Origin of the sequence: Rhodococcus sp. Leaf225, from assembly GCF_001426145.1 — a bacterium.
GTDB lineage: Bacteria > Actinomycetota > Actinomycetes > Mycobacteriales > Mycobacteriaceae > Rhodococcoides.
Window position 1 is genome coordinate 949,514 of the sequence record NZ_LMRN01000009.1, and the last position, 7,220, is coordinate 956,733.

General features: G+C 70.0%; 8 protein-coding genes. 6 read left to right on the plus strand and 2 right to left on the minus strand.

Annotated features, from left to right (window positions below; all coding sequences use genetic code 11):
• On the plus strand, positions 1-1,095 hold the full coding sequence (locus ASG69_RS08730; RefSeq protein WP_056442026.1) for a branched-chain amino acid ABC transporter permease: 1,095 nt from the start codon (positions 1-3) through the stop codon (positions 1,093-1,095).
• Entirely contained in the window at positions 1,092-2,426 is a 1,335-nt protein-coding gene (locus ASG69_RS08735) for an ABC transporter substrate-binding protein (protein WP_056442031.1), read from the plus strand. Before ASG69_RS08730 ends, ASG69_RS08735 begins: the two co-directional genes overlap by 4 nt.
• An 84-nt stretch (positions 2,427-2,510) precedes the next feature.
• Here the strand turns inward: ASG69_RS08735 and ASG69_RS08740 are convergent, their stop codons facing one another.
• Both ASG69_RS08740 and ASG69_RS08745 read right to left on the minus strand, forming a co-directional pair.
• Positions 2,511-3,152, minus strand: a complete 642-nt coding sequence (locus tag ASG69_RS08740; protein WP_056442430.1) for a CG0192-related protein — start codon at positions 3,150-3,152, stop codon at positions 2,511-2,513.
• Between the two features lie 23 nt (positions 3,153-3,175).
• Positions 3,176-4,288 carry a hypothetical protein gene (locus ASG69_RS08745; protein ID WP_056442034.1) on the minus strand — a complete coding sequence of 371 codons (1,113 nt, stop codon included), beginning with the start codon at positions 4,286-4,288 and terminating at the stop codon, positions 3,176-3,178.
• A 163-nt stretch (positions 4,289-4,451) separates the two neighbouring features.
• On the opposite strand from ASG69_RS08745, the gene ASG69_RS08750 reads away from it, so the two are divergent.
• The 4 genes from ASG69_RS08750 to ASG69_RS08765 all read left to right on the plus strand — a co-directional run bounded on the left by ASG69_RS08750 (position 4,452) and on the right by ASG69_RS08765 (position 7,193).
• Positions 4,452-5,081, plus strand: a complete 630-nt coding sequence (locus ASG69_RS08750) for a CsbD family protein (RefSeq protein WP_056442036.1) — start codon at positions 4,452-4,454, stop codon at positions 5,079-5,081.
• A 257-nt stretch (positions 5,082-5,338) separates the two neighbouring features.
• On the plus strand, positions 5,339-5,635 hold the full coding sequence (locus ASG69_RS08755) for a WXG100 family type VII secretion target (protein ID WP_056442041.1): 297 nt from the start codon (positions 5,339-5,341) through the stop codon (positions 5,633-5,635).
• Positions 5,632-5,919 carry a WXG100 family type VII secretion target gene (locus ASG69_RS08760; RefSeq protein WP_235578887.1) on the plus strand — a complete coding sequence of 96 codons (288 nt, stop codon included), beginning with the start codon at positions 5,632-5,634 and terminating at the stop codon, positions 5,917-5,919. The genes ASG69_RS08755 and ASG69_RS08760 overlap by 4 nt, the downstream gene beginning before the upstream one ends.
• A complete protein-coding gene (locus tag ASG69_RS08765; RefSeq protein ID WP_056442044.1) occupies positions 5,919-7,193 on the plus strand; it encodes a WXG100-like domain-containing protein in 1,275 nt (424 codons plus the stop codon). Before ASG69_RS08760 ends, ASG69_RS08765 begins: the two co-directional genes overlap by 1 nt.
• The last annotated feature ends 27 nt before the right edge of the window (positions 7,194-7,220 follow it).

Consider the following 7,220-nt stretch of genomic DNA (forward strand, 5'->3'; position numbering starts at 1 on the left):
ATGACCGTGACGACGACCGACAGGCCCACCCCCTCACCCGCACGCTCGCGCGTCGCCCGCGTGGTGTCGACTCCGGTGCGGCGGCACCTGCTCGGCGCTCTGCTGGCCCTCGTCGTGGTGATTCTCGTGCTGGAGAGCGTCAGCACGTTCCGGCAGAGCCAGCTGACGTCGGTGGCGTATCTCGCGATCGCCGCGGCCGGACTGACCGTGCTCACCGGATTCAACGGTCAGCTCTCCCTCGGGCACGGTGCGTTCATGGCGGTCGGCGCGTACACCGCGGCACTGATGTTGCGGGCGAACGAGTCCGGCTGGTCGGTGCCCCTGGTCCTGATCGCGGCCACCGTCGTGGCCGGTCTGGTCGGGGTCGTCGTCGGGGTCGCCGCGGCGCGATTGCACGGGCCCTACCTGGCCGGCGCGACATTGGCGCTCGCCGTCGCCGTCCCTGGTCTCGCGCTGTACTTCTCGGAGTACCTCGGGGGCGAGCAGGGTCTCATCGTGCCCAGTCCCGACGTGCCGTCCGCGCTCGACGACATCGCCTTCTTCGTCACCGGAAACGAGCTGACGTCCACGAAGTTCGTGGCCTACGTCGGGTGGTTCCTGCTCGTGCTGGTGTTCTTCCTGCTGGCCAACGTGTCGTCGAGTCGCGTCGGACGACGGTGGCGCGCCGTGCGTGACGACGAGGTGTCGGCCGAGATCGCGGGGATCGACCTCGGGCGGGCACGGGTGCTGGCCTTCGTGGTCAGTGCCGCGTGTGCCGGTGCAGCCGGGGCGATCATGGCGATGGCCTCCCGCATCGCCGCGCCGAGCGGGTTCACGCTGGTGTTGTCCCTGACCCTGCTCTCCGCTGTGGTCATCGGCGGACTCGGTTCGCTGACAGGCGCTCTCATCGGTGCCGCGCTCCTCACCTACATCCCGCCGGTGGTGACCAACCTGGGCCTCGACGCCGGATTGAGCAGCCTGCAGGCCGCGGAACTCGCGCCTCTGGTCACCGGCATCTTCACCGTGGTCGTAATCCTCTTCGCGCCACTCGGACTGGTCGGCACGGTCCGCGGTCGTCTCGTACAGCGTCGTCTGAAGAGAGAAGGAGTTCGATGAACAGGATCCGAACATGGGCGCAGCGGGGCACCGCTCTCGCTGCGGCCGTCGTACTGGTGGCCTCGTGCGGTGCGGGTGGCCGTGAGGAGGCGGAGGAGTCCACGGAGGGCTCGACCGTCGGGATCACCGACACCTCGGTGAAGATCGGTGCGCACTATCCCCTGACGGGAGTCGCCGCTCCCGGGTACAGCGAGATCCCCACGGGCGCCAAGGCCTACTTCGACTACGTCAACGCCGCCGGCGGGGTGAACGGTCGGCAGATCGAGTACCTCGTGCGTGACGACGCGTACGACCCGACCACCACCACGCAGGTGGTCAACGAGCTGGTCCTGCAGGACGAGGTGTTCGCGATGGTCGGCGGTCTGGGCACCGCGACACACAGCGCGGTCATCGACTTCCTCAACGAGGAGGGCGTCCCCGATCTGTTCGTGTCCTCGGGCGCGATCATGTGGGGCAACGATCCGGCCAAGTACCCCAACACCTTCGGGTGGCAGCCCGACTACCAGGTCGAGGGCAAGATCATCGGCGACTGGGTGCAGAAGAACCGGCCGGACGCCAAGGTGGGCCTGTTCCTGCAGGACGACGACCTCGGCCGCGACAGCGAGGCCGCGGTGCGCCAGTACCTCGAGGATCAGATCGTCGGCGTCGCCCGCTACACGTCCGGCAACACCGACGTCGCCCCGCAGATCGCGTCCCTCCAGGCGGCGGGTGCCGATCTGATCCTGGGCTTCAACGTCCCGTCGTACACGGCACTGAGCCAGTTGGTCTCCCGTCGACTGAACTACACGCCCGAATGGTTCTACAGCTCCATCGGTTCCGACGTGGACCTCGTCGGGTCGCTGCTCGGACGCTTCTCCCAGGGCGCGGTGACCGACGGCGCCTCGTCGCTCGAGAACATGATCTCCCTCGAGTACATCCCCGGCATCGACTCGCCGGACAACCCGTGGACGCAGTTGTGGCAGAAGGTGTGGGCCGCCAACGGAACCGGTGAGGAGCTGACCAACTACCGCATCTACGGCATGAGCCACGCCTACGCCTTCGTGCAGGCGCTGCAGGCCGCGGGCGAGAACCCGACCAGGGAGTCGATCGTGGCGGCGCTGCAGTCGCAGGGCAAGGACCTGCCCGGCCCTCAGCTCGCCCCGTTCCGCTACTCCGAGGACAGTCATCTCGGTATCTCCGGTGCCAGCGTCTACAAGATCACGAACGGCAAGCCGGAGAACCTGACCCCGGTGCTGGTCACGGACATCGGCGACTCGGCCGTCGAGGAGTACACCGGTGAGGAGGCGACCCCACCGGAGAGCGGCATTCCCGACACCCAGCCGGCGGGATGACTTGGTCGGCGGGATGACCCGGGGGCGGGGGCGTCGACACGCCCCCGCCCCCGTCACGTGTCGGCCCCGCTCGTCGGCAGTGGCCTACCCGCCGTGCGCGGTTCCATGCAGGACGGCCGTCGCGAGAACGGCAGGGTGAGCCCGTCCGGCCCACGTGCCGACAAGGGCGTCGCGATCGGCCGGGCCGTCCAGCGGGACGCGATGCAGGGTGAGCACGGCGGTGCCGACGTCGACGACGGTGTCGGTGCCGCGGGTGTCGACCGACGGCGCGTGGACGTCGGGAACGTCGGCGCCGGCCTGTCCGGTTCCGTGGACGAGTGCGGTGACTTCGCGCTCGGGCCCGGGCTCGGCGTACTCGAACGCCGCCTGAGTTCCGCCCGTGAGAACGGTCCGCAGCAGCGTCGCCAGATACACCGGATCGTGCGCCGCGTCGTGAACGTGGCGGGTCCCGAGCACGCTGTGCTCCATGGTGGTGATCAGCGCCGTCTCGGCGCCGGGTAGCAGTGCCGATCGGTACGTGAGAGGCACGTGCAGGATCGTCCCGTCGGCGGCGCGGAGCAGGTGCGACTCCAGTCCCACCTCGCCGTCGGGATCGTCGAAGCGGTAGGCGTCGACGACCTCGAGAGTGCCGGCGTCGATGCCTGCCGCCCACGGCTGCAGCGGAACCCACTGCCGCAGCAGGTCGATCTTGGTGGGAACGATGGTCGCGCGATGAATCAGGGCCACGCCGCGCACGCTACGCCGCGGTGTCAGTCCTCGGCGGAGGTCTCTGCGGCAACGGTGCCGAAGATGTCCGCGCGTCCCACGCCGTCGAGTACCGCGTGCCGGAGCTCGGGTGGCACCAGCAACACCTCTCCGCCGACGAGCAGTCCCTGGTCGATGAACGCTCGGAGCTTCGCGGTCACCAACTCCGCCGTCCGCTTGTCCTCGCCCTCGAGGTCGTCGTAGTTCTCGTCCAGGTTGCCCTCGGGCGGGTCCGGCGTCATGGCGGCCAGCACCGCCTGGGCGACGAAGCTGTCGGCCACCGAGGCGGAGACGTCGATCTCGTCGTCGGCGGACAACTGCGCCGTGACGTGCGCCGCGACGACGGTGCGCAGAGCGTCCGCCTCACGCGCCCGGACGTTCGCCGCGAGTGGTCCGGGAGCGGCGCCGGCGTCCGAGATCTCCACCACGCCGGACGACACGGCGGTGGTCCAGGCGTGGGCGAGTTCGGGCACGTCGGCGGGCATCTGGAACGTCGACGCGGGCACGGTGAGCCCCAGCGCGGCGGCCACCTCCTTCGCGTCGATCGGCCGACCGGTGCTCGACCAGGCGAGCAGGGCGTCGACGTCGCGGACGATCGCGAGCTCGGCCAGTGCCGCCGACTCCGCGTCCGCAGTCACCTCGGGCAGGGTGATGTCCTCGGGCGTCAGCGTGTCGGGGACGCCGTCGACGAAATCGGTGAGGTCCTCCATGCAGTGCTCGTAGTCGGCGTCGCTGCCGCTCCAGATGTCCTCGTCGTCGAGGAACGTCAGATAGGACAGGGCGCTGAACACGAGGTGGAGCGCGGCGTCCTCGCTCGCCTCGGTGTTCTGCGCGAGGACGGATTCGGCGGCGTCGAGAACGAGGTGGGCGTCGTCCGGGGTCCAGGCCGTGGGGGTGAATCCCTCGTGGACCCGGGTGAGTTCACCCAGGAGCGACTCGACGACGCGACGCGTCGGCTCGACGTCTCCCGCGCCCTCCTGAGCGGCCATCCACGTCACGAAGCGAGCGAGCACCCGCTCTGTCGTGGACGCCGTCGGCCCCGAGGTCTGTCGGCGTCTCCGCGCCGCGGTCTTGGCGGCGCGCTTCTGCCCGCGGTTGCCCGGTCGGTTGGATCCCATGCGCCGACCTTAATGCGGTCACCGGTCCGGTCGTCCCGTCAGGTCGACGCGGGCTGTGACCCAGATCATGTGTCGTCGGCGCGCGCTTCTCCGTTCTCTGTACGACTCACCTTCATACGAACACGAGCGCGCCCGGTAGGGGCAGCGTCGAAAGGAGTGCATCATGGCCGACTTCATCGAGAAGGCACAGAACAAGGTCGACGAGGCCGCAGGCGCCGCGAAGAAGAAGGCCGGAGAGGTCACGGGCGACGATTCGCTGCGTACCGAGGGTGCAGCCCAGCAGACCAAGGCGGACGGCAAGCAGGCCGCCGACAAGGCCGGTCAAGCTGTCGACGATGCCGCAGGTGCCGTGAAGGACAAGGCCGGGGACGTCGCAGACAAGGCGGAGAACGCGGCGAACAAGGCTTCCGACGAGGTCGCGGACAAGGCTGCCGGCAAGGCGAACGAGGTGGCCGACAAGGCCGGGGACGTCGCGGAGAAGGCAGCCGACAAGGCGAACGAGGTCGCTGCCAAGGCGCAGGACAAGGCCGGCGAGGTCGCCGATCGTGCCAAGCACGCCGCGGACAACGTCGCCCAGCAGGTGCGCAGCTTCGACGCGAACTCGTCCGACGTGAAGAAGGCCTCCGCAGTGAGCGCCCCCGTCATCGCCGCCGTCGTCGGTGCGATCGTGGCCGTCGTCGTGGTGCGCCGTCGGCGCAACGCCCCGCGCCGGGTCGCCCAGAAGCGACTGTCGGTCGCGCAGAGCTTCGGTCAGGATCTGGCCGAGACGGTGAAGCACAAGCTCGACCGCTGATCGCCGAGAGATATCCGGGTCAATGCTGCGGACTGTTCGTTCGAACGAGGGGGCAGCGTTGATCTGATCACCGTGCACCGTCACCACGGAGCACAGTGACCACCATCCGAATGCGGCGTCTGCACGGGGCAGGCGCCGCATTCGTGTGTCCGGACACTGCTGACCGGTTCCGCGGGAACCGAACGTGAGTCCTGCCCGTCCATGCCTGCACACGCCGCCGACGACCGGTCGCCGGCGCCGGGCGGGGGGAGCACGGCATGGAACACACGGCTGTCGACGCGGCGACCATGGTGGACGCGGCCAGGGCGTTGGGCAGGGTGTCGCTGGATCTCGAGCGGGAGGTCGCGGAGGCCGCCTCGGTCGTCGCCGCGGTGTCCGCCTCGTGGCAGGGCCTGGCGGCGACAGCGTTCGTCGACGGGTGGGGCACCGTTCATCACGGCGCCCGATCGGTGGTCGCGGCGCTCGAGGACTCAGCGGGTCGACTCGAGATCGCAGCCATTGCCTATGCGGGACAGGACGACACGGCCGCGGCCGCGATCGCGGGTGCGGTGTGACGGGCTACCGAGTGGACCTGGCCGAACTGGATGCCGTGGTCGTGAGGCTGACGCGGTTGGCCGAGGCCACGCGGGTCGCGCTCGACGACGTGTCGGTGCGGGTGTCCGCCTTGCCGTGGGAGGGCACGGCGGCAGAGGCTCATCGCGCCGCGCAGAGCGCATGGTCGGCCGGGGCTCGCGAGATGGCGGTCGGTGTCGAGACCATGAGAGACGCTGCGCGCCGGGCACACTCGTCGTACACCGCGGCCCTCGAGTCGAACAGCCGCATGTTCGGGCGCGACTGATGGCGCCCCCGGTCGTTCTCGACGTGTCACCCGAGGTCTACGCCGAGGCGGCTCGGTCGGTGTATCGCGCGGACGAGATCATGGCGAGTGCGGTGAACGTCCACCACGGTGCGTCGCGCGCGTGGGCCGCGATGGCGGGAAGCGACGCCGCGGGTGAGCAGTGGGGCCGGGCGTACGACGGATCCGTCGTCGACCTCTCCCGCGCACTCGCCACGACGTTCTCGGCGACGTCGGTGCTGGCGCGGCTCGTCGATCAGGCGGGTGCGAATCACGTTGCGGCGGAGTCGATCGCAGTGGTTCCGAGTACCCCGCCGACGGCAGGACGGGCACCATCCGCCGCGCGGCAGCTCGAGTACCCGAGCGCGGTGGGTGACCTCGGCCCGGGGCTCCAGGGTGCGGTGGAGCTGGCCGATGCGGTCGGCGTGCCGTGCCCCAACGGCGACACCGACGCACTGCGGGACGCGTCGAGCGCGTGGATCGTGCTGGGGCAGGCGATGCTCGACGCACGGTCCGAGGTGCTCGGTGCCGCAGCCGATCTGGGTGCCGTGGACGTGCCGGAGCGGGACGCGATGGTGCGGGACCTCCGTAGACTGTCCGAGGCAGTGGAAGCGGTGGCGGGTGCGTGCTCGGGGCTGGCCGCCGCGTGCCACGACTACGCCGAGCAGCTCGAGAAGACGCGCCGCGACATCCGCGACCTGATCGAGCAGTTCGCGGTGGAGGAGGCGGCGGCCGTCGCGGTCGGTATCGGGTTGGCCTTCGTGTCCGCGGGACTGTCGGCCGCGGCGGGAGCGGCGATCACGGCCGGTCGTTTCGCACGTACCGCCTCGAGAGTGCGCGCGGTCATCGCGGCGCTGCACGCGTTCGCTCGGATGCGGCGCACCGAGACGTCGATGGCGACGGTGCGACGAGCTGCCGACGACGTGGAGGATCTGACCACTCGTGTGCCCGTCGGCCTGGACGACGTCAGTGCGGCGGAGCGTGCGGCCGGTCCGCCGCCCGCAGGGTGGTCGTCCACTCGTGCGCTCGACGACCACTTCGCGCGCCACGGCGCCGAGGTGGGTGCACGGTCGGCCGACGAGTACGCGGACCTCGCGGCGCGGTTCCGCACGGAGGGCTCGCACCAGGTCAAGGTCGGCCCGGACGGCACCGTGCGGATGTACGACCCGGAGACCAACACGTTCGCGTCCTACACGCCGGACGGCACCACCAAGACATACTTCAAGCCCGGATCCGGTGTGTCGTACTGGGACCGCCAACCAGGAGTTCCGGAATGACCACTCACCTCTGCCCGGTCTGCCACT

Excerpts from the sequence above, each read along its gene's own strand:
- ASG69_RS08765 (WP_056442044.1), top strand. The coding sequence starts at position 5,919 with ATGGCGCCCCCGGTCGTTCTCGACGTGTCACCCGAGGTCTACGCCGAG.
- ASG69_RS08750 (WP_056442036.1), top strand. The coding sequence starts at position 4,452 with ATGGCCGACTTCATCGAGAAGGCACAGAACAAGGTCGACGAGGCCGCA.
- ASG69_RS08745 (WP_056442034.1), bottom strand. The coding sequence starts at position 4,288 with ATGGGATCCAACCGACCGGGCAACCGCGGGCAGAAGCGCGCCGCCAAG.
- ASG69_RS08730 (WP_056442026.1), top strand. The coding sequence starts at position 1 with ATGACCGTGACGACGACCGACAGGCCCACCCCCTCACCCGCACGCTCG.
- ASG69_RS08735 (WP_056442031.1), top strand. The coding sequence starts at position 1,092 with ATGAACAGGATCCGAACATGGGCGCAGCGGGGCACCGCTCTCGCTGCG.
- ASG69_RS08755 (WP_056442041.1), top strand. The coding sequence starts at position 5,339 with ATGGAACACACGGCTGTCGACGCGGCGACCATGGTGGACGCGGCCAGG.